Origin of the sequence: Thermohalobaculum sediminis (genome assembly GCF_023487995.1) — a bacterium.
In the GTDB taxonomy this organism is placed as follows: domain Bacteria; phylum Pseudomonadota; class Alphaproteobacteria; order Rhodobacterales; family Rhodobacteraceae; genus Thermohalobaculum; species Thermohalobaculum sediminis.
This window is the reverse complement of sequence record NZ_JAMFKN010000015.1, coordinates 1-24225: the sequence shown is the minus strand read 5'-3', so window position 1 is coordinate 24225 and position 24225 is coordinate 1. Positions and strand designations below refer to the sequence as shown.

The following is a 24225-nucleotide window of genomic DNA, read 5'->3' as shown; positions in this document are numbered from 1 at the left end:
ACGACTGCGCGACGCCCCGGGGCACAAGCCCGGGGCGGCAGGGGCCGGGCGGTATCAGTCAGACTCGTGAGAAGCGGGAGACGGCAGCCGGCCGGCCCGCGCCAGCCCAGTGCGGCGTCAGATGGCGGTGGCCATCGCGTTCTCGACGTAGATGTCGCGCAGGCGCCGGGCGACCGGCCCGGGCTTGCCGTCGCCGAGCCGCTTGCCGTCGATCTCGACCACCGGCATGACGAAGCTCGACGCGGCGGTCGAGAAGGCCTCGGCCGCGTCCTGCGCCTCGGCGATGGTGAAGGGGCGCTCCTCGACCCTCAGCTGCGCCTCGGCGGCAAGCTTCAGGACCGCCGCGCGGGTGATGCCGTGCAGGATGTCGTTCGAGAGCTGCCGGGTCACGATGCTGCCGCCCTTCGTCACGATCCAGGCGTTGTTCGAGGTGCCCTCGGTCACCAGCCCATCCTCGACCAGCCAGGCGTCATCGACCCCGCGCTTCTTTGCATCCATCTTGGCGAGGCTGGGGTAGAGCAGCTGCACCGTCTTGATGTCGCGCCGGCGCCAGCGCAGGTCCTCGACCGAGACGACCCGGATGCCGCGGGCGGCGGCGGCGGACCGGATCAGGGGCTTTGCCTGCGTGAACAGCACAAGGGACGGCGTCAGCCCCTCGGGCCAGGCGAAGTCGCGGTCATGCGCGCCGCGGGTCACCTGAAGATAGACCAGCCCCTCCTCGACGCCATTGCGCGCCACCAGTTCGCGGTGGATGACGAGGAGCGCGTCGTCGCTCACCGGCGCGGGCATGTCGAGCTCGCGCAGCGAGCGATGCAGGCGCGCGATGTGACCCGCGAAGTCGCAGAGCCTGCCCTCCAGCACCGAGGTGACTTCATAGACGCCGTCCGCCATCAGGAAGCCGCGGTCGAAGACCGAGATCTTCGCCTCCTCCTCGGGCACATAGGCGCCGTTCACATGGACCGTCCTGCTCATTCCCGTCTCCGTCCATCGGCCCCGGGCATCAGCCCCAGAGCGCCGCCTCGGGCGGGTGGACCCCCGCCGCGTCGAATTTCAGCCCGTGCGGGCGGTCCTCGGCCAGCAGCAGCGGGCCGTCGAGGTCGGTGACCGCCACGCCTTGGGCCACCAGCAGCGCGGGCGCCATCGCAAGCGACGAGCCCAGCATGCAACCCACCATCACCTTGTAGCCCGCGGCCTCGGCTGCGGCGCGCAGCGCCAGCGCCTCGGTCAGCCCGCCGGTCTTGTCGAGCTTGATGTTGACCATGTCGTACTTGCCCGCGAGCCCGGGCAGCGAGGCGCGGTCGTGGCAGCTCTCGTCCGCGCAGACGGGCAGGGGCCGGGCGATGGTGGCGAGCGCCGCGTCGTCGCCCGCGGGCAGGGGCTGCTCGACCATCTCGACGCCGAGGGCGAGAATTACGGGGGCAATTTCGGCATAGCTTTGGGCCGTCCACCCTTCGTTTGCGTCGATGATGATGCGCGCATCGGGCGCGCCCTCGCGCACCGCCTGCAGGCGCGCGATGTCCTCGGGGCCGCCGCCCAGCTTGATCTTGAGGAGCGGGCGGTGGGCGTGCTGGGCCGCCTTGGCGCGCATCGCCTCGGGCGTGTCCAGCGAGAGCGTGTAGGCGGTGATCTCGGGCCCCGGCGCGGGCAGGCCCGCAAGCTGCCACACCCGGCGCCCGGCGCGCTTCGACTCGAGATCCCAGAAGGCGCAGTCGAGCGCGTTCCTCGCGGCGCCCGCGGGCAGCGCCGCCTGCAGCCCGGCGCGTTCGAGGCCGGCGGTCAGCGCGCCGCGCAGCCCTTCGATCTGCGCCGTCACGCTCTCGACCGTCTCGCCATAGCGGGCATAGGGCACGCACTCGCCTCGGCCGGTGATGCCACCGGCCGAGAGGCGGGCCTCGACCACCACCGCCTCGGTCCGGCTGCCGCGGCTGATCGTGAACCTGCCCGCGATGGGGAAGCTGCGGACTTCCGTTACCAGCGTCAGGCTCACAGCGCGTCCACCAGCCGGTCGGCGCCGTGCCGGAAGGGATCGACGCAGGGCATGCCGAGACGTTTCTCGGTCGCGGCGAGGTATTCCTGCGCCTCGTCCTCCGACAGCGCCGCGGTGTTGATCGAGCAGCCGATGATGCGCACGTCCGGGTTCACGATCCGGCCGAGCGGCAGCACCAGCGGCCCCAGATCGTCGATCGACGGCGAGGGATAGTGTGGCAGGCCACGCATGTGGCTGCGCGTGGGCTCGTGGCACAGCACCAGCGCGTCCGCCTGCCCGCCATGGATCAGCGCCATGGTCACGCCCGAATAGGACGGGTGGAACAGCGACCCCTGGCCCTCGATCAGATCCCAGTGGTCGGCGTCGTTGTCGGGCGTCAGCACCTCGACCGCGCCGGCCATGAAGTCGGCGATCACCGCGTCGAGCGGCACGCCCTCGCCGGTGATCAGGATGCCGGTCTGGCCGGTGGCGCGGAAATCGGCCTTCATGCCGCGCGCGCGCATGGTCTTCTCCATCGCGAGCGCGGTGTACATCTTGCCGCAGGAGCAGTCGGTGCCGACCGCCAGCAGCCGCTTGCCGCTGCGCCTGCGCCCGTCGCCGATGGGATACTTGCGGTCGGGCAGGCGCACGTCGTGCAGCAGGTGGCCGGTGCGGGCTGCCGCCTCGACCAGCGCGGGCTGGTCGCGCAGCAGGGTGTGAAGGCCCGCGGCGATGTCCATTCCCGCCTCCATCGCCTCGATGAGCACGGACTGCCAGGCCTCCGATATCACCCCGCCGCGGTTGGCCACGCCGATCACCAGCGTGCGCGCGCCGGCGGCCGCGGCTTCGGCGATGGTCATGTCCGGCAGCCGCATGTCGGCGTTGCAGCCGGGCATGCGGAACTGACCGACGCTGGCCTCGGGACGCCAGTCGCGGATGCCCTGCGCGACCTTGGCGGCGAGCGGGTCGGGCGCGTCGCCCAAGAACAGCAGGTAGGGATGCGCGAGCGACATGGGACGGACCTCCGGGGAAAGCGGGATTTGAGCTTGTGGCTATCCCGAGGCTTCGGAATGCCACAAGGGGCCAGCGGCCACATTCGATAGGTCCAGCGCCGCCGCGTCAAGGCGGGCCGCGACGACGCCCGAGCCCCGCAGCGCGCCCCGGACGCCCCCCCCCCTCAGGCGGCGCGCAGGGGCGCGGGCGCGGGTGTTTCGGGCGCGGGTGTGCCGGCATACCCGGTACTGGCAAGTTCGCGCGGCAGCGCGCGCTCGTCCGGCACGGCGCACAGGCCGAGCCGCGCCGCAAGCCTTCCCAGGGACGGGCTCGCCGTCAGCACCGCGAAGGGGATCGCCAGCATGAGCCCCGTCAGCATCGGCGCCGCCCAGACCACGACGCCGGGCCCCGCATAGACGAGGATCAGCGCGAACAGCCCCGCCCCGAACAGCGTCTGCGGCCACAGCCCGCGCGCAGCATCGGCCCATGAGAGGCGGTAGGCGTCGCGGTTCTGCGCGCCCCAGATCACCGACTTGCCCATCGCGAGCCCCGCGAGGAACAGGCTCACCCGAAAGGCCACGACCGGCGCCATCAGAATCGAGAACACCGTCTCGACCAGCCCGCCCGCGAGGAAGCGCGCCGTGCCGCCGTAGCGCGCCGTGCCGCCAGGGGTCAGCAGGATGTCGAACATGCCCAGAAGCTTCGGCACGAGGCTGACGGCAAACATCACGAAGAACATCGCGATGCCGAAGGCCACGTCGATGCCCGCCACGTCGCCCTGCACCATGCGCGCGGCGGCGGCCACCGTCATCACCATCCATGCAGGCGCCGCGAAATACATCATGATCGCGGCGAACAGCTGGAAATGCGACACCGGCTGAAGCCCGCGCAGCCCCAGAAGGCGCCAGTACTGCATGTTACCCTGACACCAGCGCAGATCGCGCTTGGTGAAGTCCATCAGGGTCGGCGGGTTCTCCTCCCAGCTCTCGGTCTCGACGGGCATGACGCGCACCTCGTATCCCGCTCGGCGCACCAGCACGGCCTCGACTTGGTCGTGGCTGAGGATGTGGCCGCCCAGCGGCGGCTTGCCCGGCAGCACCGGCAGGCGGGTGTGGCGGCGGAAGGGCTGCACGCGGATGAGCGCGTTGTGGCCCCAGTAGGGGCCGCAGTCGCCCTGCCACCAGGCTGCGCCCATGGTGTAGCTGCGCATCCCGTGGCGCATGCCGAACTGGAAGACGCGCGCGAAGAAGCTGGTGGCGGGGGCGCCGACCACGAGGCTCTGCAGGATGCCGATGCGGGGGTATGCCTCCATGATCCGCTGCATCCGCACGATCGCCTCGCCGGACATCAGGCTGTCGCTGTCGAGCGGCAGGTAGAAGCTGTGATCGCGACCCATCGTCATCAGGAAATCGCGCACGTTGCCGGCCTTGAAGCCGGTGTTGCCGGTGCGGCGGCGGTAGGCGGCGCCCTGTCCAAGGGCGGGTCGCATGGCCTCGAACAGCCGCTCCTCGGCCGTGGCGACCTCGGGCTCGGTGGTGTCCGACAGCACGAAGATGTCGAAGCGGTGGCCCTGCCCGGTGGCGTCGAGGCTGCGGCGGATCTCGGCTAGCTTCTGGAACGAGCGGGTGGGGTCCTCGTTCCGAACGGTCATCGCGATGGCGGTGCGCTGCGTCAGCGGCGCGCCGCCCTCGGCCGCCGCCAGATGCGGCGCGGCCAGCGCCAGCCCGTCGCGGCGGCCATGCAGCAGCCAGACGCCGACCAGCGCGTTCCACACCCCCATGACCGTCCAGGGCGCGCCCAGAAGGAAGCAGGCCATCATCACGATGTCCGCAGCCGACCAGCCTCCCGCGCCGAACACCTGCGCCACTCCCCAGCCCAGCGCGGCCAGGGTGGCCAGGTTGAGGCTCAGGAAGGCTGCGCGCCGCGCCGTCAGCGCGCCCCGCGGTTGCAGGCCCGCTGGCGTCAGCGCCACCTGCCCCGGATGCGCGGCCACGGCACCGATCCGGTCGGCGGTCTGGGCGGGCGGGGTGATGTCAGTCGGCATGGTGATCGATCGTCCTTTCCGGACCGCGTTGCGGTGCCTATGTTGTCGCGCGCCCCGAAACCTTCAAGGACGGCCCCCGGCATGACCGACACGGCTCGCGCCCTCTGGTACACCGCCCCGCGCGCGGCCGAACTTCGCCCGAACCCGTTGCCGCCGCTCCACGCCGGCTGGGTCGAGGTCGAGACCTGCGCCTCGGCGCTCAGCCGGGGGACCGAGCGGCTGGTCTGGGAGGGCCGCGTTCCGTCCGGCGAACACTCGCGGATGCGCGCGCCGTTCCAGCAGGGCGACTTCCCGTTCCCGGTGAAATATGGCTATGCCGCCGTTGGTCGAGTCGTCGCGGGCGACGCACGCCTGATCGGCCGCACCGTCTTCGCGCTGCATCCTCATCAGGACCGCATCCGCCTGCCGGCCAGTTCCGTCCTGCCGGTGCCCGAGGGCGTGCCCCCGGGCCGCGCCGTCCTGGCCGCGAACATGGAGACGGCGCTGAACGCGATCTGGGACGCGGCGCCCGCCCTGGCACCCGGCGCGCGGGTCGCCGTGATCGGGATGGGGCTGTTGGGGCTTCTTGTCATGGCGCTGCTCTCGCGGCGGGAGGATCTCGAGGTCACGGCCTGCGACATTCTACCGGAGCGCGAGGCGCTCGCGGCTGAATTTGGCGTGAAGTTTCGTAATCCCGGCGAACTCGTGCCCGATCATGATCTGGTCTTTCACACCTCGGCGACGGCGGCAGGTCTCGCGGCGGGGCTTGGGGCGTTGCGCTTCGAGGGGACGCTGATCGAACTGAGCTGGTACGGCGACGCGGCGGTGCCGGCGCCACTGGGGGGGGCGTTCCATTCGCAGCGCCTGACGATCCGGTCGAGCCAGGTGGGCCATGTCGCCCCCACCCGGCGCGTCCGGGTGACGCACCGCGAGCGGCTGTCGCGGGCGCTCGCGCTTTTGGACGATCCGCGCGTCGACGCATTCGTGACCGGCGAAGTGACTTTCGAGGCGCTTCCCGGGGCGCTGGCCGGGTTGCTGGCGCCGGGTGCAGCGGGTATCGCTACGCGCGTCGCATATGGCAGGGAGGCCGTCTGAGCATGTATGCCGTCGAGGTTCGCGATCACATCATGATCGCCCACTCCATCCCCGGCGAAGTCTTTGGCCCCGCGCAGAAGCTGCACGGCGCGACCTATGTGATCGACGTGGCCTTCATGCGCGAGACGCTGTCCGAGGATGGCATCGTCGTCGACATCGGCCGCGCGCATGACGTGCTGAAGGCCACGCTCGCGCCCATCAACTACGCCAATCTCGACGCGCTGCCGCAGTTCCAGGGCATCAAGACGACGACCGAATTCCTGTGCCGCCACATCTTCGACGCCGTGGCCGCGGCGGCGCGCGAAGGGCGGCTGGGGCCGGGCTCCGAGGGGCTGAACCTGATTCGCGTCACGCTGAACGAGAGCCACGTGGCCCGCGCCTGGTACGAGGGGCGGCCGTGATCGCTCGCGCGGTCTTCGCTGTTCCCGGCGCGCTCGAGACGCCGACGGGCGGCTATGGCTATGCCCGCCGGCTGCTGGCCGGGGCGAAGGCCGCGGGGCTCGATCTCGTGCACTGGCCACTGCCGGGCGGCTGGCCCGTGCCGTCCGAGGCCGCGCTCGCCGAGACCGCTCGGCGGCTGGCGGCGATCCCGTCGGGCTGGCCGGTGATGATCGACGGGCTGGCGCTGGGGGGGATGGGGTGCGATCTGCTCGACCTCGTCGACGGTCCTCTGGTCGCGCTGTGCCACCATCCGCTTGCGCTCGAGACGGGCCTCGCGCCGGCCGAGGCCGCCCGACTCGCGGCGTCCGAGCGCGCGGCGCTGGCCCGCGCGGCGCGGGTGGTCACAACCAGCCGGGCGACGGCTGCGACGCTCGCCGCCGAGTACGGGGTGCCGATGGCGCGGATCACCGTGGCGCCGCCGGGGACCGACCCCGCGCCGCCGGCGCGTGGCTCGGGCGGACCGGGAGTGGCGATCCTCTCGGTCGGGACCCTGGTGCCGCGCAAGGGGCATGACGTGCTGATCGGGGCTCTGGCGCGGCTGGGCGATCTCGACTGGCGCCTCACCATCGTCGGCGCGGACGACCGTGACCCCGGCCATGTGGCGTGGCTTCGGGCGCAGGTGGCGGCGCTGGGGCTGGAGGGTCGCGTGAGCTTCGCGGGGGCCGCCGATGCGGCGGCGCTGGCGCTGGCGTATGACGGCGCGGACCTCTTTGCCCTCGCCTCGCATCACGAGGGGTTCGGCATGGTCTATGCCGAGGCCATCGCCCGCGGCCTGCCGGTGGTCGGCACCGACGCGGGCGCGGTGGCCGAGGCGACGCTGGGCGCAGCGCTGCTGGTGCCGCCGGGTGACGAGGCGGCGCTGGCCGCGGCGCTTCGCGGCGTGATCGCCGACCCCGCGGCCCGCCGGGCGCTGGCCGCGCGCGCACTGGGCGCGGCGCCCCGGCTGCCGCGCTGGGAGGCAACGGTCGCCGCGGTCGCGGGAGCCCTGGCCGCGGTCGAGGCCGAAATCCCTGGCGGGGCGGTGGCGGCCGCCGGGGCATGAGCGGCTTCTCGGCCGACTGGCTGGGCCTTCGCGCCGGGGCCGATGGGCGGGCGCGCAACGCGGCGCTGGCGGCGCGGCTTGCCGGCCACTTCGCGGAGCGCACGGGAGGGCTGCGGATCGTCGATCTCGGCGCCGGCAGCGGCAACAACATGGCGGCGACGGCGCCGCTGCTGGGGCCGGCTCAGCACTGGGTGCTGGCGGATGCGGATGCGGGCCTGCTGGCGCGCGCCCGGGCACGGGCGCCGCGGGGGGCGACGGTCGAGTTGCAGCTGACCGACCTTGCCTGCGGCGTGGGCGCACTGCTGCGCCCGGCGCCCGATCTCGTGACGGCCTCGGCCTTCTTCGATCTCTGCGGCGCGGCTTGGATCGAGCGTTTCGCGGATGCGCTCGCGGTGTCGGGCGCGGCGCTCTACACGGTGCTCAGCTATGACGGGCGCGAGGTCTGGGAGCCCGCCTTCGCGGGCGACGCCGCGGCCCTTTCGGCCTTCCATGCCGACCAGCGGCGCGACAAGGGGCTGGGGCCGGCGATGGGGCCGGATGCGCATGACCACCTCGCCCGCTGCCTAGCCGCGCGCGGCTACCGGGTCGAGGAGGGGCCGAGCGACTGGGCGCTGGAGGCGCCCCGCGATGCCGCCCTGATCGCCGCGCTGGCCGAGGGCAGCGCCGCCGCGGTCAGGCCCGCGCTGGGGAGGGCGGCGGGAGACTGGTGGACTGTGCGCAAGGGTGCCGCGCGCGTGGTCATCGGTCACAAGGACCTGCTGGCCCTTCCGCCCGGCTGAGCGCCTTCAAGGCAGGCTGATGCGCCGCATGATCCCGTCGCGCCGCACCCGCCAGTGCCACAGCGCGGCCGCGACATGCAGGCCCGCGACCGCGAGGATGGCGATCCCCAGCGTCCCGTGCAGGCCGTAGAGCCACTCGGACAGCGCGGGGTCCTTGGCCATAAGGCCGGGCAGCACCCAGCCGAAGAACTCGATCGGGAAGCCGCCGGCTGCCGTCGCCATCCAGCCGACCACCGGCATCGCGATCAGCAGGAGATAGAGCGCCGCATGCGTGGCGATCGCGGCAAGGCGCTGCGGCACCGTCATGTCCTGCGGCAGCGCCGGGCGGCCCAGCGCCACCCAGAGCCCGAGGCGCAGTACCATCAGTCCGAGGATCAGCACGCCGAAGCTCTTGTGATACTTGTAGAGGGCATTCGTGGCCTCGAGCCCGAAGCGGTCGCGCGCGCCCTCGAAGCCGAGTGTCCCCAGCGTAAAGCCGACCGTGAGCGCCCCGAGCACGACGAGGGCGATCAGCCAGTGGATCAGGCGTTGGGCGACGTGATAGCGGGCAGGTTGCATGCCAGTGTCCCCTCTGTCGCCGACGCGGCTCAGGCCGCGATCGGGCGCCGCATGTCACACATGCACAGCATGTCGCCGTCCTTGAAGCGCATCGTCCGCACCAGCGGGCGCAGTGCCTGGTCGAGCCCCGCGATGGGGTTCAGGTTGAGCCCCGTCTTGCCCGAGCCGAGCACGATCGGCGCGACCATCAGGTGCAGCTCGTCCAGCTCGCCCGCGTCGATGAAGCGCGCGAGCGTCTCGGCCCCGCCCTCGACCAGCAGCCGCCCGAGGCCGCGCTGGCGCAGCACCGCGACGATCCTGCCTGGATGGATGCGCCCCTCGCCGTCGCAGGCGAGCCGCACCGCCTCGGCGCCCTCGGGCACTGGCCGGTCCGCGGTGGTGACGACCAGAACCGGCGCCGCGCCGTCGCGCAGCATCGCGAGGTCCCGCGGCATCCTGCCGGCCGGGTCGATGACGACGCGGACCGGGTTCGCCCCCTCGACATGGCGCGTCGTGAGCTGCGGATCGTCCGCCACCGCCGTGCCGACGCCGACGATCACCGCATCGACATTGGCGCGAATCCGATGAAGGTGGCACAGCGCCTCGTGCCCATTGATGTATTTCGAGGCGCCAGTGGGCGTCGCGATGCGGCCGTCGAGCGACTGGCCGAGCTGGCCGATCACCACGCCATCTGTCCCGCGCGACCGCAGCAGGCGGTCGAGCGCGGTTTCGGGGTCGTAATCCGATGAACGGCGCCTCCCGCTTCCCTTGCCGGCATGGACGAACACTGCGTCACTCCCTCGTCAGACCGGGACGGTCTCTCTCACGTCTGCACCGCGGCCCCGCCGGAGGTTCCGGCCTTGCGGCTCTCGGCCTCAGTCGCATGAGATGGTGCGACATGGCTGCCGCGCCAGGGCTGCGACTTGAACCACGAGACCATATAGGCCGTCGCGATCAGGATGGCGAACCCCGACAGGTTGACCGCCGCGCGGTTCCAGACGTCGGGCTGCATGATGCCAAGGAGCCAGCCGTTCACCTGCGCGAGCGGGATCGACATCATGAAGACGGCAAGGCTCTGCGTGCCCACCTTGCGGATCACGGGCACCGCCGCCGGCAGCCAGCGGCGCGCCACCGCCTCGCGCCGCGCCGCGCCGATCGCCGACCAGGCGAGCACCACGAGGGCCGCCAGATGCGCAAGCTGCAGGAGCCCGATCCGGTCGCCCGACACCAGCGGGACCGTCTCGAGGAGGAGGCCGTCCAGCGCCGGCGATAGCCGCCGGATCTCGTCGACATAGGCGTAGGGGATGGTCGCCAGCGCCACGACCGCCGCCACGGCAAGCCATGCCGCCCGCGCCGGGGCCGGCGGGCGGAAGCCTTCGGTCAGGCGCCGCCCGCCGGGACCGACCGCGACCCAGGCAAGGTAGGCCACCGCGAGGAAATGGAGGAAGCGCAGCCCCCCCTGCCACGACTTCCACCACATCGGCTCGGTCCAGCCGCGCACGGCGACGATCCATTCGTGCAGCACCCAGCCGGCGGGCAGGTAGTGGCCGTCGTGGATCTTGAACCAGGCGAAGGGCACCGTAATCAGGACGATCGCGAGCGCGAGCCGGATCAGCCCGCGGCTCACGGGCGGCGCCGGCAGCCAGCCCATCCCGAAGGCAAAGCCGGTAAAGAACACGAGCTGCCAGCCGAACGGGTTGAAGAACCACGTGCCCCCGCCGAACGGGTTCGAGGGCAGGTTCATCCAGGCCAGCGCGTGGCCGAGCGGCGCGAGCGCGGCGACCAGCGCGCCCGGCTCCTCGCCCGCCTGCGCCATGCGGCCCAGCCCTGCGAGGTTCGAGGCAAGCCACAGCGTCACGACGAAGACCGCGACCGCCCCGCGCCCGCCTGCGCGATGAAGCGCCATCACGATCGGCACCATGGCAAGGATCACGAGATACATCGGCAGGATGTCGAACAGCCCCGGCACGTAGGTGAGGGTAAACAGACCGATCAGCGTCTCGCCGGTGCGGGTGAAGAGCGGCACGACATAGGGCTCGGTCACATGCCGGTGACCCTCGATCCCCACCCCGAAATGGTCGATCGCGAACAGCAGCGTCGCGGTCGCGAGGAAGATGCAGATATGCGCCCAGTAGACCTGCCACACCCGGTAGGCGATCCGCGCGGCGCCAAGCCGCCAGCTCTTCTTCGCGAACACCGCTCCGAAGGCCAGAGACGAGGCGAAACCCGAGCAGAACACGAAGATCTCGGTCGCGTCCGAGAAGCCGAAGCGCGCGGGGATCCACAGCGTCCAGCTGTTGCCGGGCGTGTGCGCGAGCAGGATGATGAACATCGCGAGGCCGCGGAAGAAGTCGAGACGCAGGTCCCGGGGCCTCCTGGCCGCCGGGGCGCCACCTGCCGCGTGCCCGGTCTGTCGCATCCCCCCCTCGATCATTCCGCGGCAACCCCTCGCGCAACTCTCGCCCGCGAGATCGCGGCGCGGCGACGGGCGGTGAAGCCATCCTCGGCACCGCGCCGTGCGGCCCGCGCGGCCAGCTCCGCCTCGGCCTCGACATAGCGCCCGGCGCGGATGGCGGCCTCGATCATCAGGCGCGAGAAAATGTCGCGCTGCGCGTGGCTGCCGCCCACCCGCTGGAGTGCCGGGCGCACGGCCCGAAACTTGTCGAACGCCACCCCGTACCTGCCGGCGCGGAAGGCGGCGAGACCGAGGGCGGCAGGATGCCCGGCCACTGCGGCGACCTCGTGCATGTCATGTTCCCGGCTTTGGGCGTCGCGCGCAAGCCGCTCGATCAACCGGTCCGCCTCGGCGGTCCTGCCGGCGCCGCCCAGCGCGAGCAGGTAGTGCAGGTCGGCGAACACCACGCAGCCCGGCTCGACCCGGTTCGCGGCGAGATCGGCCAGTTCCTCCCAGCGCGTGCCGACGTCGAGCCCCTCGGCCTCGAGCCGCATGAGCATCGAGGCGCCGTTGGCGATGTCGCGGTAGTCGTCGGTCGACTCGGCCCGCACCCGCGTGTCGTAGAGGTCGAAGACCCGATCGTACTCGCCCCGGTCGAGGTGGAACAGCGCGAGGTGCCACCAGACATGGGTGCCGAAATTGTTGCAGTGCTCCCACGATGCCGTGCGCCGCTCGAGCCAGCGGATGCCGGTCTCGGCCCGGCCGGTCATGTCGTAGACATGCGCCACCGCGTGCAGGCCCCAGGCGTCGTCGGGCGAAAGCTCGACCGCGCGCCGGCCGGTCGCCTCGGCCTCGGCATAGGCGCCGTTCTCCTCGAGCGCGAAGGCCCGGCAGCCGAGCACGTAGCCCAGATGCGGGTGATCCGCGCCGATCTGCGGCAGCACGGCGGCGGTGGCCGCGAGCATCCCCCGCCGGTCGCCGAGCACGAAGCGGATGGCGTGATCGAGCTTGAACGCGAGCGTGTCCGTCGGATCGCGCTCCAGCAGTTCAGCCAGGTGGCGCACAGCGACCGACGGCCGCCCCGCCGCGTAGGCCGCCAGCGCGTCGAGATAGTAGTGGCCGCGCCAGTCGAGGCCGCCCCCGCGCGCGATCCGCCGCGCCTCGGCCAGCGCCTCGCGGGCCACACCGACAAGCTCGGCCCGCCCGAGCAGCAGGTAGAAGAAGCCCTTCGCGATCCAGCCCATCGCGAAGTCGGGCCGGGCGGCCAGGGTTTCGCCCAGATGCCCGGGCGTGCTGGCGGCGTGGGCGAGAAAGGCGGTGACGGTGCGGTCCCAGCTTGCGGGGGCACCGGTGCCGACCGGGCCGACCAGGGGCGTCGTCGGGTGGGATGTCATCGCACGTCCTGTGTTCGATCGCGGCGCAACTCTCGCCTGCTTCCGTGAGAATGCGTGTTGAACGCCATGGAAACGACACCCGCTCACCGACATGTGACCGCTGCGGAGCGAAATCGGCGGCCGCGCCGGGGACTTGCGGCAGACAGGCGGAATGCCCAGAAGTACATCTCATCGACACGCACAGCGAAGAGGACCGCGGATGCAACGCAACGTGCTGGCCCTTTCCGTCGCCGGACTGGCCGGGCTGGCCCTCGCCGCGTTCGCGGCGCGCGGCGGCTGGCAGGGCGGGGGCGGGGCCTATGCGGCGGGCGCCCTGCTTGGCGGCGCGGCAGGCTTCGCGCTCTACCATGCGTCTTTCGGCTTCACCGCCGCTTGGCGCCGGATGGTGCGCGAGCGGCGCGGCGCGGGCCTGCGCGCGCAGATGCTGCTGCTCGCGATTGCCTGCGCGGGCACCTTCCTGCTGATCGGCTACGAGGATGCGACCGGCATCGACATGCGCCCGGTGATCATGCCGATGGGCGTGGCCTCGGCCTTCGGCGCGGTCCTGTTCGGCATCGGTATGCAGCTTGGCGGCGGCTGCGCCTCGGGAACACTGTTCACGGTCGGCGGCGGCTCGACCCGGATGACGGTGGTGCTGGCCTTCTTCATCGCCGGCAGCGTCTGGGCGACGGCGCATATCCCGGGCTTCTGGGCGCAGCTTGACCGCATCACGGGGATTCCGAACATTCCCGGCACCTCGCTGATCGCGCTGTTCGGGCCACTGGGCGGGCTCGCCGCGCTCCTCCTCGTACTCGGAGCGATTTGGGTGATCTCGGCCGCCATCGAGCGGCACGCGCACGGAACCCTCGAGACGACCCGGCCGAGTGGGAGCCTGCTGCGCGGCCCGTGGTCGATGGAGGCCGGCGCGGTCGCGCTCGCGCTTGTCTCGATCGGGTGCTTCCTCGTGTTTCAGCAGCCCTGGGGCATCACCTCGGGCTTTGCGCTGTGGGGGGCGAAGATCCTTGAGGCGGCCGGGGGCGACGTTGCCGCCTGGCCCTACTGGCAGGGCTGGCGGGCCGATCAGTTGCGGGCCAGCGTCCTCGCCGATGCCGTCTCGGTGATGAACTTCGGCATCGTTCTGGGGGCGCTCGCGGCCTCGGCGCTGGCGGGCCGGTTCGCGCCGGTCTGGCGGCTGTCGGCGCGCGAGCTCCTGACTGCGGTGATCGGCGGCCTGCTGATGGGCTATGGCGCGCGACTTGCCTATGGCTGCAACATCGGGGCGTATCTGGGCGGCCTCGTCTCGGGATCGATGCACGGCTTCTGGTGGCTCGTCTGGGGGTTCGCGGGCTCGGCCATCGGCACCCGCCTGCGCGCGGCGCTGGCGATGGATCCGCCGGTTCCTGCGCGGAGCGTTCCGGCCTGAGAAGGAGAGAGTAATGCGAAGGATGCGAGGATCCGGTCTTGCCGCCATCGTCGTGGACCTCACGGTGCTGTCGACGCCCGCCGTGGCGGCCGAGGCGGCCTGGGACGTGCCGCTCGCGCCGCGCGCGGGGTGGGCGGTCAAGCCGACGCCACACGACTTCGAGGGGCTTCTGTCCCGGCTCCGCGACGCGGTCAAGGCCGAGGGGTTGGCCGTTGTGACCGAAGCCGGACCGACCGGGGCCGCTCGCGCCCGCGGGATCGAGATCCCCGGCAACCGCGTGCTCGGCGTCTTCAACAACGTCTTCGCGGTCCGCATTCTCGAGCAGAGCGTCGCCGCGATGATCGAGGCCCCGGTCCGCTTCTACGTGACCGAGAACCCCGACGGCACGGCAACGCTGGCCTACAAGCTGCCGTCGCAGGTCTTCGCGCCCTATGCGGACGACGGCGGTCAGCCGCTGGTCGATGCGGCGGCCGAGCTCGACAGCCATTTCGCCGCGATCGCCGCGCGGGCGGCCGCACCCTGAAGGCGTTCCGCGCAACGTCCGCGCCGCCCGTGGGTGGCACGCATGGCGACGGCGTCGCGGGCACGTCACCATGTGTCGCGCATCCTGCGCGCCGGCCGAATTTGGCGCTGGACAAGCCCCCGCCCAATCGCCTAATTAGCCCCCCACGCGCCGCCCGCCGGCGCACCCGACCGGCACCGAAGGTGCCGTGACGAGGGCCCAGGTAGCTCAGTTGGTAGAGCAGCGGACTGAAAATCCGCGTGTCGGTGGTTCAAATCCGCCCCTGGGCACCACTATTTCAATATCTTACAGAAATCCGCGATAAGCCCGCGCCGCGTGGGGGTCCGTTGGGGGTCCGCGAAACGGCCATGAGGCGCCTTTAGGGTCCTGTCAGAGCAAACCGGCTTGCGGCGGGTTAGCCGCCTCCCTACGCTTCAGGATGAGCAAACCCAATCCATTCCACTACTTCAAGGCGAGCCCGGAGATCATCCGCCTGGCTGTCATCATGTACGCCCCGAGGTGCCGTCAGGGCGTCGAAGCTCGCTGATCTGATTGGGACTCGGTACGCGGACTTCATCAGGGCCAGCGTTCAGAGGCACCGCGCAGAAAGGCCGGACACATGACCGCAACCCGCACCGATCGCCAAAAGCTCGAACAACACTTGCGCAAACGGAGCCGTCGACACACGACAGAGCCCTCAACGACACCTGCCCTGGCACATCGATGCCGCCGGGGGGCATCCACCCCATCATCATGACCGCCAGGCGGATGATCTCGGGTGACGTCTTGAAGTAGTGGAAGGGGCTGCGTCTGCTCATGCCGCGAGGGTAGGGAGGAAGGCATCCTGCCTCAAGCTAACTGCCTTGGGCAGTGCTCCGGAAGGAATTACGGCTAGCGTCGAAGGCTATTCGTACTTCAGGCCCTGAACCGGTGTGGCCTGAAAAGCCTCCCTCAGCCATTGATCTCCTTCTTGACGCCAGACCTGAGTGAATGCGATCGAGAGATCTCGCCTGTCTCCAGGGTTCAAGATCCCACCTCCTGAGAGGTCATTGAAACCTGTCACGACGGCAAGATCACCAAAGAGACGGATTTCGACGTCACGAAAGGCGACCTGCGTTACGCGGCCGCTCCTTTTGGCGGCGTATGCAAGCCAAGCTTGGCGCTTCAGGTGGGTTCCGGTCGCGTCGTTATGGGTATAAGTCGGGGAGAGAAGATAAGTGAGTCTGGCGGTATCCCCGCGCGCCCACGCCTCTCCAAATGCATGCATGGCCGAGAGAAGAGACTCGGTCTTGGCGTCATCGGGCATGCGATACCCCCGAAACGATTGCCTCCCTCGCTACCATGACACGAAGCGATGCCGGATGCGTGTCGGACAGCGACCTCGATGACGAATCTTTGCATCGACGGGATGTTCGCACAGCGGTCGTTGGTGCAGCATGCAGCGAATGACCGCTCCGAGCCCAGAGCGGACGTAATCCGACGCCACGATGTGCGGCCGCAGCATCAAGGGCAACCAAGGCGTCTCTGACACCGTAGCACAGCGTTATCGAGTAGCACTGAATATAGATCCGAGGCTGAAGTGGGACCTATCCTCATCGGGACGTGCGGCTTTACCAGTCTCATCAGTTCGAAAAGGCGCAGCCATCTCAAGAGTCGTAATTGGCTGAGACGCTCCAGTACTCTGCCACATTTCAGGCCGCCGAGAGTGGTTTCTAGCAATTATAGACACCCACGGCACAGCGTCGCACGGTTCGACGGGCAACGCCTGCCACGCTCACTGGGGTCAGCGGGCGGCCGACGACGGCCTTCGCCTCGGTCACCACGCCCGGAAGCCGCCCCCCGGAAAGCCAGGATCCGCTCTCGAGCACGAGGCCAATTGCGACGATGCCCAATACGGCAATGCCGATCCGTTTCCAGAGGCTCATTGTCCCTCTCCCATGATGAAGTGATCAGGCAGCTCTCGAACCTTCTCGCGCAGTTCGTCGAGTTCGATCCGCGAGGCGTCCGTCTCGTTCACGAACGTGAAGTCATCGGCTTTGGCGTCGGTGCCGGTGCGCCAGTTCCGTGCCTGGATCACGTACTGTGGCGAATGCTCCATACCCTTCGTCGTGATCACGTAGCGGCAGGGATACGGGCGCTCGCCCTGAGCGATCCAGATCTGCCAGTCGACATCCGGTGTTCGGAAGGCAAGCCAGTCGCATTCCTGGCCATCGATCACGCCACTGCCGAGATCCTTCACATCCGTCACTTCCGACATCAACGCGTCATAGGCGTTCGACATCAGGAGATCTGCCGCAGGCAGCGGACGGTCATAGGTGTTTCGCAACTCGTCTATCAGATGGTCGACATCACCGGGGACCGCGACCTGCGTGAACAGGTTGGCGCTCTTGCCCAGCAGCGTCAGGGTCTCGCCGTCGAACACCATTTCGAGGTCAACGAAACCGCCATGCCGCGTCGCCCGGATCCGGTTCGGGCGGCCCATCGTAACGCTGCCCGAACTCGCAAGGCCCAGCTTCTGATCCTCCTCGGTGACGACCTCAAGGGTCGCGTCGTACTCGAACGAGATCCTTTCCTGAGACGCCAGGTAGTCGGACATGGCCTTCAACAGAGCCTTCGCATCTGACTCGTCCGCCCGCGCGGACGAGCCGGGAGGCGCAATTATCGCGAGCATCATAGCTACCGCGGCAACCGAGCGCCGCAGAGCTGCTGGATGAACCGAGCGCATGGAGATCTCCTTCTCGGAGGTTCAAGGTGCCTAGGAAATTATTAAAACAGATCAGTGAGTTATTGCGGCTATCACGTCCGCCAATGACTGTCCTTGATCCAGCTCAACACGCGATGCTGTGCAACCCCCAACGGTAGGAAACCCCGTCCGCGGCGGGATCAAGGCCGACCCTCATTCGCAGTGGATCTCAAGGGCTTCAGTGGACCTGCAACCGCCGAACGGCCGGCGTCTTCGCATCCGTGTGGCAATCAGGGCCGGCCTTCGCTGTGAGGCGTTTGATCAGGAATAGAGGAGCAGGTCCTCGACGTTCCGGAGCGAAGGCAGGAAGCGAAGGCGCAGTATCTCGGCCGGGCGCATGATTTCGGAGGGTGCCCAGAAACATCGAAGGGGGTTCGGCTCGTTCACCTTGCGGAGGTAGGGAGGCCGTTCCCCTTCCTCAAGCCGGTTTCCTTTGGCTGCACCCCGTTTTCTCTTCTCGCCAGACGGATGGCGGCATCCCGCTCATACGGCGAAACGCGTCGGTGAAGACGCTTGGGGAGGCGAAGCCAAGGATTGCCCCGATTTCGCCGATGGGGATATCGGTCAGCTCAAGCAGTTCGCGCGCGACTGCGAACCGCACCTCATCGCGCAGCGCCTCGAATGTCTGCCCTTCGTCCGCGAGGCGCCGCTCGAGGGTGCGCCGATGCAGGCCCATTTCCGAAGCGACTGCGGAAACGGTCGGCTTGTCCGTGCAGAGCACATGGCGGAGGGCGCGCCGCGTGCGCGTCGACCAACTCTGTGGATCCGTGAAGACGGCTCGTTGTATCTCGGCGAGAGTACGCTTCCGTTTCTCGGGATCAAACCGTGGCAGCGGCGTCTGCAACGCCTCGGCGCCAAGGATCAAGCAGCTCCGATGCTGGTTGAACCGCATCGGGACCTTCAAGAGGCGCGCGTAGGAAGACACGTCGCTTGGTGCGCGGTGGGAGAATTGCACCTCTACGGGGGTTACCGCACCGTTCGTCAGATCGTGAACCATTCTGGCACCGACGCCAATGACGGCATCGTACAATATCTGACTGCCAGGCATCGAAGCGGCAAAGGTGCCAAAGCCGAGCGCGTATTCGTCACCCAAAGGGTTCAGATAGACGATGGCGCCGCTCGAATACCCGGGCTGCCACGACACGAAGTCGATAAGTGCCTCGCGAAGAGTTGGGGCGGTCAGCATCAGTCGCCCGATCGGTCCGTGGATCGCGAATGTGAAGCGCAGCCCGATCAGCAGGCCAAGATGCTCGCAGCCTGTCTTCCGCGAGGCGCGATCCAGAATCTTCAACATGGCGTCGAACGGAACGCGGGTCTCCGGACCGAGTGTCGTCGGATTGACGCCGCTGTCATCAAATACGTCAGCCGTGTCTGCGCCGAGATCGCACAGGAGGACTGGCAACTCCGAGAGAACTCCTGCGCGTTGTGTCATCTTGCCGTGCATCGATTTCTCCCGAGATTGTCGCCGAAACCGAAGCGCGTTTCCGTCAGCTGTCTTAAAGTTGTGTTAGGGTGGTTACCGATCGGAAAGCGATTGAGCTAGCGGCACTCGGAAACGGTGCGGGTGGCAGCAATTCGCGCGCTACCGCCAAATGCACTTTGGACATTTCAACAAGGCAGACTCAAAGATGGACATCACACGCAGGACACTCTCGGCGGGAGCCATCGGGCTGACCGCCGCGGCCATGTTTCCACTCCGAGGACAGGCTGCATCCTCCGAAGCCGAGATCAGCGACGGACTGCTGAGCCGCACTGACTTCTGGACGGCGCTCGAGGCCTACGCCTTCGCCTATCCTCTGGTCACGATGGAATACACCCGCCGGGTCATGACGAATGTCGCCAAGCCGGCGGGGACAAAGGCGCCAATGGGACAGATTGGTCGCTTGCGGCAATATCCCGACGCGTCGTTCCGGGATGTGACCGCGCCGAACGCAGATACGCTCTACACCTATGCCTTCTTCGATGTCAGCAAGGAGCCCTATGTGGTGAGCCTGCCGGACATGGACGATCGCTATGCGTTGTTCCCGATGCTGGATGGGTGGACGAACGTCTTCGAGGTGCCCGGCAAGAGGACGACGGGAACCGGTACGCAGACCTATGCGATCACAGGGCCGGGATGGACTGGGACCCTGCCAGACGGCGTCAAGGAGTATAAATCACCCACCGGCATGGTCTGGCTTCTGGGCCGCATCTACTGCACTGGGACGTCAGGGGACTACGACGCCGTCCACAAGCTTCAAGACGCGGTGTCGCTCGTCCCACTCAGCGCATACGGCACGACCTACACGCCGCCAGATGGCACAGTGGATGCGTCCATCGACATGAAGACGGCCGTACGCGACCAGGTCAACGCGCTCAGCGCCGTGGAATACTTCACCCTGTTCTGCGAACTGATGAAGGCCAATCCCCCGGCCGCGGCGGACGCGCCTCTGATTGAAAGACTGGCCGAGATCGGGATCGTCCCCGGTCAGGATTTCGACGCCAGCAAGCTCGACGTTTTGCTTCAGGGGCGTCTTCCCCAGATTGCATTCGCGCGCATCATGCTTCATTTCAAGGACAGCGACGGGGATTTCACGGACACCAACGGTTGGAACTACACGACGAAGACAGGTCTCTACGGCACCAATTACATCCAGCGCGCCCTCGTGACTGCTATCGGCCTTGGCGCGAACCGGCCGCAGGACGCTGTCTATCCAACCAGCACAAAGTCTGCGAGTGGGATCATCCACCGCGACTATGAAGGATCAGAAGAATACGTTCTCACCTTTCCCAAGGGTCAGTTGCCCCCCGTCAACGGATTCTGGTCGATTACGATGTACAGCGCCGAGTACTTCTTCGTCGCGAACCCGCTCAACCGCTATTCGATCAGCGCGCGGCAGGACCTGAAAGCCAATGCGGATGGCTCGGTCGATATCTACATACAGAACGACTCGCCTGGGAAAGACAAGGAGTCGAACTGGCTTCCGGCACCGAAGGGCAAATTCGTCCTGATGATGCGTCTCTACTGGCCTAAGGAAGGCAATCCATCGATCCTTGACGGCTCATGGGTCATTCCCCCGGCCAGAAAGGTAAGCTGAGAAAAACAAATCACTAGACTCGCGCGGCTGTTTCGTCGCGCGCACGTCGAGTTGCGCGATCGGCCCCGGCGGCCACTCCTTCCTCGCGCTGCAAACGGCTGCTCTCTGCCCGATCGGGTCGCCTTTCCTCTGACTCTGCCCCTTGAAGGCCGCATCTCTACCACGCATCGATGCGTTCAGTCGCAAGCCGGGTCAGGAACCCTGCGAACATCCACTAAGATTCATCTTGGATCCGCAATCGGGGCCGGCCATTCCGCTGCATGCGAACGCAAGATGTCGAACGACGGCGAGGCCAAAACTGATGCTAAGGCTTCGGCTTTTTCCTTCGGCAGGTCATGACTATCGTCATTGTTTTATGCTTTCTGAAGTATCGGAGCGGTAGAGATGCACGTCGCGCTGTGGATAGGGGATTGAAACGCCAGCCGCGTCGAAGCGTTTCTTCACATTGGCGATCAGCTCGGAGCGCGCCGTCATGTAATCGGGTGTGAGCACCCAAGGTTGGCAAAGGATGTTGATGCAGCTGTCGGCCAGTTCGCCGACCATGATTACCGGCTTCGGGTCGTCGAGCGTGCGAGGGTTCTCCGCCACCGCTTCGCGAAGGATCTCGATGACCGTCGGGATGTCGTCACCGTAGCCGACGCCGAAGACCAAATCCACACGGCGCGTTCTAGAGGCGTTCAGATTGACGATAATGCTCCCCCAGACCTGTTTGTTGGGGATCAGGATCGATTGATTGTCTGGGGTCACGATCCGTGTCGCGACGATGCTGACCGACTTCACGGTTCCGTATGATCCTCCGATGTTGACGAAATCGCCTTCGTCGAAGGGTTTGTTCACCATGATCATCAGTCCGCTGGCCAGATTGCCCAGCGTGTCCTGAAAGGCAAAGGCGAGAATGAACGACGCCCCGCCGAAGATGGCAAAGAGAGGCGTCACATCGACGCCGAGGCTGCCAAGGACGATGACGAGGCCCACTGCCGTGACGACCCAGTAGATCGCTCCTGCGACGAAGGTCTTCAAAAGCTGCGAAACTCTCTTAACGCGCCTCAAGCGGATCTGGGCGAAGCCTCGAGCCAATGCCGCGACGGTGATCAATCCAATCAGAGAGCCTGCGAAGATCGCAATCTTGATTGCCAGCGCAATGCCTCCGCTCGGGGTCTTCATCCACGCCCATAGCCGCTCCGATGCCGTGACTGCGTCGAGATCGCGTGCGCCCTCAACGACACTGGCAATCTCGTAGCGCCTGTAGCCGGCGATCGCCTTGGGGTCCCCGCCTTTTTCGTTCCACGCAACGAGGATCGCGTCGAACTTCAGAAACAGTTCCTGACGTTGATCGGCAAGCCTGTTCCAGGTCGCTCGCGCCTCTGTCCGGACGGCCTCGTCGTGCGAGTTCAGCTTGAGATACTGGTCGCTCATCTTGAACATGTGCGCCTTCAGGAGCCCCTGCCAGTGAGCGGCGAGCTTCGCCAGGTCCTCTTCGGTCAGGGGGATAAGAAACGCTTCGAGGCGATTGGAGGGTGTCTCTGGATCCAACAAGAGTGACGGCAACGCCCCGCTCTGCGATGCAACGGTCGCGTTCGGAGCGGCGTCGACCGGCTGTGACGCGGCCTTTTGGATCGGGTGGGCAACGAGGAGAAGACCGAGCAGGAAGCCAGCCGCGTACTTGATGAACATCGTCCCGGCTCCATCGATCATTGCGAGCGGCCAAGATTGGCAGGCCCGTGCAATGTGTTAGTGCATGCCGGTCGACGGGTCTATTGACGCGATAACCTTGAATGCTTGCAGACCGTCTTCGAGAGCGCGGTACGGCCGGGCAGTCCTTTCGTGGTCGCACCATTCTTCGATTAGGAGCGACGCCGCGCGGATCGGGCGGAAGATCGCGTCAATGAGTGGCTCGTTCGCGTTCGGCGCCGGATGTGCTTGCGCAGCGAATAGCCTGTTCCGATCATGCGGAACGAGTCCCACGCGAATGGCCGGTTAGGGAATGGGTGCTGCATCGCAGCATCAGCGCCGCCGATCAACTCTCCCTTGCGTTCGCCGAAATGACCGATCGTGCGGCATGTGCATAGGACTGCTTTGTCCGCAACCCGGACATCGGGGTCGTTCAATCGGCTGGCACGAACGGCCGTTTCGCAAGGCTTTGCAGACCGCCAAGACCAACTGCATACAGAACGCAATTCGGGAGTCCGTAGATGAGACAGACCGCCGCGAAGATCGACTGACGCAAAAGCGGGCAGCGGCTAGGCACCATCGGCCCCGACCGCCTCACTCGATCTCGTTCTTGTAGATCACCCCGTCCTTCATGATGAGGTCAAAGTTCGCGTGTGGATCGGCCACGAGGTCGAGGTTTTCGAGGGGGTTGCCGTCAACCAGGATGAGGTCGGCCAGCGCGCCCTCCTTCACCACACCCAGTTCGCCGGGATAGGGATCGCGCGGTCCGCTCAGCTTCAGAAGCTGCGCGTTGTCGTGGGTTGCCATCTTCAGCGCTTCGTAGGGCGTGTACCACTTCTGAAGGCTGGCGAGGAACATGCCCTGTTTCGTACCAAGTTCGGCGTCGAACAGGATGTCTGTGCCGAACGCTGTATTCACGTTGAACTTCTTCGCGCTGGCGATGGCGTCTTCCAGTCCCTGGACGAGAGTCAGGTATTTCGCCGTGCTGATCGGGCTTTCGAACGTCAGGGCGATCTCGCCCTCGGCTTGCATCGGCTGCATGCTCCACCAGACGCCCTTCTCGGCCATCAACTGGGCCACTTCATCGTCAAGGTAGAAACCGTGCTCCATGGACATCGCCCCGGCCTCGATCCACATCTTCATGGCGTCCCTCGTGTTGATGTGGACCGCGACATAGGTGTTCCACGTCTTCGCGACATCGACGAGCGCCTTCGCCTCCTCGAAAGTGTATTCGGTGACGTCCAGCGGGTCGTAGAGCGACGAGACGCCACCGCCGCCCATGGCCTTGACCTGACTGGCGCCCATACGCAGCACCTCGCGCGTTCGCTTGATCACGTCGGGAACGCCGTCTGCGAGCAGCGTGTTTCCGACCCGCTGCTGATAGTCCAGCGCCTCGCCCGGGTTCGTGGGAACGTCGTTCGGCCCCCGGAAATCGCCATGTCCACTAGTCTGACCGATATAGCCCCCGGACGGATAGATGCGTGTGCCCACGGCGAGGCCGCTGTCGATCGCACGCTTCACACCGAAACTGTTGCCGCCGACGTCACGCACGGTCGTGAACCCGCGCATCAGTGTGTCCTCGGACGCCTTTGCGGCGGCGATGTTGAGGTAGCCGAAGTCGGCGCCGAGAATCTGACTGATCGGCGCGAAGTTGAACATCGTGTGCCAGTGCGCGTCGATGAGCCCGGGGATCAGGGTCCGCCCGCCGCCGTCGATGACGGTCCCTCCGGCCACCGCGAGGGATTCGGTCGAGACCGCGGTGATCGTGTTTCCGGTGACGACGACGTTGGCGTTCTCGATCAGCGCCTCGTTCTCGCCGTCGAAGACGTTGACGTTGGTGAAGAGCGTCACGTCCGGATCTGCGTCCTGCGCAAAGGCAGGGGACATGAAAGCGAGGCCGACCAGTGCCCCTCGAAACAGTGTGCTCAAGCTCATTTGCGTCTCCTCCCGAGACTCGATCTCGATGGTTCGTGGTCGCAGCCGTGCGCTGTATCTGGCCGTCGTCGACGCCCTGCGTGGTCTCGCTGATATCCGGCCGGCGCCAGCCACCAGGAGGTTAACAGAACGGGTCGCGATTCAATTTACAAAGTGGTCTCCTCCCGGTTTCCTGGACCAGTGTGAGTGAGAGTTCTCCGGCTATGATCGCCCAGGATGGAGGGGCAGTA

The 24225-nt window shown here is 67.5% G+C and carries 21 protein-coding genes and 1 tRNA gene; 8 read left to right on the top strand and 14 right to left on the bottom strand.

Going from position 1 to position 24225, the window contains the following annotated elements; translation table 11 throughout:
- Nucleotides 1-117: 117 nt before the first annotated feature.
- From M1105_RS19630 to mdoH, 4 genes are all read right to left on the bottom strand, one after another.
- Entirely contained in the window at nt 118-972 is an 855-nt protein-coding gene (locus M1105_RS19630; protein ID WP_249582078.1) for a D-amino-acid transaminase, read from the bottom strand.
- Between the two features lie 28 nt (nt 973-1000).
- Nucleotides 1001-1981: an N-acetyl-D-Glu racemase DgcA gene (gene dgcA, locus M1105_RS19625; protein ID WP_264759748.1), complete on the bottom strand. Its 981-nt coding sequence runs from the start codon at nt 1979-1981 to the stop codon at nt 1001-1003.
- Between the two features lie 2 nt (nt 1982-1983).
- Nucleotides 1984-2979 (bottom strand): N-acetyltransferase DgcN, encoded by a 996-nt coding sequence (gene dgcN, locus M1105_RS19620; RefSeq protein ID WP_249582076.1) that lies wholly within the window; start codon nt 2977-2979, stop codon nt 1984-1986.
- 164 nt (nt 2980-3143) lie between these two features.
- A complete protein-coding gene (gene mdoH / locus M1105_RS19615) occupies nt 3144-5003 on the bottom strand; it encodes a glucans biosynthesis glucosyltransferase MdoH (protein ID WP_249582075.1) in 1860 nt (619 codons plus the stop codon).
- Between the two features lie 81 nt (nt 5004-5084).
- On the opposite strand from mdoH, the gene M1105_RS19610 reads away from it, so the two are divergent.
- Genes M1105_RS19610 through M1105_RS19595 form a run of 4 tightly spaced genes read left to right on the top strand, consistent with a single transcriptional unit; the run spans nt 5085 to nt 8339 of the window.
- Nucleotides 5085-6077: a zinc-dependent alcohol dehydrogenase gene (locus M1105_RS19610; protein WP_249582074.1), complete on the top strand. Its 993-nt coding sequence runs from the start codon at nt 5085-5087 to the stop codon at nt 6075-6077.
- Between the two features lie 2 nt (nt 6078-6079).
- Entirely contained in the window at nt 6080-6478 is a 399-nt protein-coding gene (locus M1105_RS19605) for a 6-pyruvoyl trahydropterin synthase family protein (protein ID WP_249582073.1), read from the top strand.
- Nucleotides 6475-7560: a glycosyltransferase family 4 protein gene (locus M1105_RS19600; protein WP_249582072.1), complete on the top strand. Its 1086-nt coding sequence runs from the start codon at nt 6475-6477 to the stop codon at nt 7558-7560. Before M1105_RS19605 ends, M1105_RS19600 begins: the two co-directional genes overlap by 4 nt.
- Entirely contained in the window at nt 7557-8339 is a 783-nt protein-coding gene (locus M1105_RS19595) for a class I SAM-dependent methyltransferase (protein WP_249582071.1), read from the top strand. Before M1105_RS19600 ends, M1105_RS19595 begins: the two co-directional genes overlap by 4 nt.
- A gap of 6 nt (nt 8340-8345) precedes the next feature.
- On the opposite strand, the gene M1105_RS19590 is transcribed toward M1105_RS19595, so the two are convergent.
- Genes M1105_RS19590 through M1105_RS19575 form a run of 4 tightly spaced genes read right to left on the bottom strand, consistent with a single transcriptional unit; the run spans nt 8346 to nt 12665 of the window.
- On the bottom strand, nt 8346-8897 hold the full coding sequence (locus tag M1105_RS19590) for a cytochrome b (protein WP_249582070.1): 552 nt from the start codon (nt 8895-8897) through the stop codon (nt 8346-8348).
- A gap of 29 nt (nt 8898-8926) precedes the next feature.
- The gene (locus tag M1105_RS19585) at nt 8927-9664 is read right to left on the bottom strand and encodes a RibD family protein (protein ID WP_249582069.1); all 738 of its coding nucleotides are present in this window, start codon (nt 9662-9664) and stop codon (nt 8927-8929) included.
- 35 nt (nt 9665-9699) lie between these two features.
- Entirely contained in the window at nt 9700-11295 is a 1596-nt protein-coding gene (locus tag M1105_RS19580; RefSeq protein ID WP_249582068.1) for an OpgC family protein, read from the bottom strand.
- 11 nt (nt 11296-11306) lie between these two features.
- The gene (locus tag M1105_RS19575) at nt 11307-12665 is read right to left on the bottom strand and encodes a tetratricopeptide repeat protein (protein ID WP_249582067.1); all 1359 of its coding nucleotides are present in this window, start codon (nt 12663-12665) and stop codon (nt 11307-11309) included.
- 199 nt (nt 12666-12864) lie between these two features.
- Between M1105_RS19575 and M1105_RS19570 the strand changes: the two genes are divergently transcribed.
- From M1105_RS19570 to M1105_RS19560, 3 genes are all read left to right on the top strand, one after another.
- Nucleotides 12865-14067 carry a YeeE/YedE family protein gene (locus M1105_RS19570; RefSeq protein ID WP_249582066.1) on the top strand — a complete coding sequence of 401 codons (1203 nt, stop codon included), beginning with the start codon at nt 12865-12867 and terminating at the stop codon, nt 14065-14067.
- 22 nt (nt 14068-14089) lie between these two features.
- On the top strand, nt 14090-14590 hold the full coding sequence (locus tag M1105_RS19565) for a DUF302 domain-containing protein (protein ID WP_249582087.1): 501 nt from the start codon (nt 14090-14092) through the stop codon (nt 14588-14590).
- A 196-nt stretch (nt 14591-14786) separates the two neighbouring features.
- Nucleotides 14787-14862 (top strand) — tRNA-Phe (locus tag M1105_RS19560).
- Between the two features lie 611 nt (nt 14863-15473).
- On the opposite strand, the gene M1105_RS19555 is transcribed toward M1105_RS19560, so the two are convergent.
- From M1105_RS19555 to M1105_RS19540, 4 genes are all read right to left on the bottom strand, one after another.
- Nucleotides 15474-15875 carry a nuclear transport factor 2 family protein gene (locus tag M1105_RS19555; RefSeq protein ID WP_249582065.1) on the bottom strand — a complete coding sequence of 134 codons (402 nt, stop codon included), beginning with the start codon at nt 15873-15875 and terminating at the stop codon, nt 15474-15476.
- 406 nt (nt 15876-16281) lie between these two features.
- Entirely contained in the window at nt 16282-16494 is a 213-nt protein-coding gene (locus M1105_RS19550) for a hypothetical protein (protein ID WP_249582064.1), read from the bottom strand.
- Entirely contained in the window at nt 16491-17294 is an 804-nt protein-coding gene (locus M1105_RS19545) for a DUF2092 domain-containing protein (protein WP_249582063.1), read from the bottom strand. Before M1105_RS19545 ends, M1105_RS19550 begins: the two co-directional genes overlap by 4 nt.
- A gap of 436 nt (nt 17295-17730) precedes the next feature.
- A complete protein-coding gene (locus M1105_RS19540; RefSeq protein ID WP_249582062.1) occupies nt 17731-18756 on the bottom strand; it encodes an AraC family transcriptional regulator in 1026 nt (341 codons plus the stop codon).
- Nucleotides 18757-18940: 184 nt separating this feature from the next.
- On the opposite strand from M1105_RS19540, the gene M1105_RS19535 reads away from it, so the two are divergent.
- On the top strand, nt 18941-20389 hold the full coding sequence (locus M1105_RS19535; RefSeq protein WP_249582061.1) for a DUF1254 domain-containing protein: 1449 nt from the start codon (nt 18941-18943) through the stop codon (nt 20387-20389).
- A gap of 345 nt (nt 20390-20734) precedes the next feature.
- Here M1105_RS19535 and M1105_RS19530 read toward each other — a convergent pair whose 3' ends face one another.
- Both M1105_RS19530 and M1105_RS19525 read right to left on the bottom strand, forming a co-directional pair.
- Nucleotides 20735-22063, bottom strand: coding sequence for a mechanosensitive ion channel family protein (locus tag M1105_RS19530; RefSeq protein ID WP_249582060.1), 1329 nt, complete (start codon nt 22061-22063; stop codon nt 20735-20737).
- 591 nt (nt 22064-22654) lie between these two features.
- On the bottom strand, nt 22655-23995 hold the full coding sequence (locus tag M1105_RS19525) for a metal-dependent hydrolase family protein (protein ID WP_249582059.1): 1341 nt from the start codon (nt 23993-23995) through the stop codon (nt 22655-22657).
- Between the last annotated feature and the right edge of the window lie 230 nt (nt 23996-24225).